The organism is Pseudoalteromonas sp. SIMBA_162 (genome assembly GCF_046535955.1).
GTDB lineage: Bacteria > Pseudomonadota > Gammaproteobacteria > Enterobacterales > Alteromonadaceae > Pseudoalteromonas > Pseudoalteromonas marina.
This window is the reverse complement of sequence record NZ_JAWJBQ010000649.1, coordinates 1-259: the sequence shown is the minus strand read 5'-3', so window position 1 is coordinate 259 and position 259 is coordinate 1. Positions and strand designations below refer to the sequence as shown.

The 259-nt window shown below is 67.2% G+C and carries 1 pseudogene; it reads right to left on the bottom strand.

The window, feature by feature from the left end:
- Window positions 1-259 (bottom strand): annotated as a pseudogene (gene trpD, locus R0J88_RS21265) (anthranilate phosphoribosyltransferase); the annotation flags it as partial.

Sequence of the window (259 nt, the reverse complement as noted above, 5' to 3'; positions counted from 1 at the left end):
CTTGGCCACATGGCCACCGGCGGCCGCCACCACGAATCTTGCCGCCGTGGAGACATTGAACAGGTTGGCACCATCACCGCCGGTGCCGACGATATCCACTGCATCGGTGGCGCGCACCGTGACGCGCGTCATCAGCTCACGCATCACCTGGGCGGCGGCGGCCAGCTCATCGACGGTCTCGCCCTTCATCGACAGCGCCATCAGCAAGGCCCCGATCTGCGCCTGGGTCGCCTCGCCGGTCATGATGGCCGTCATGACC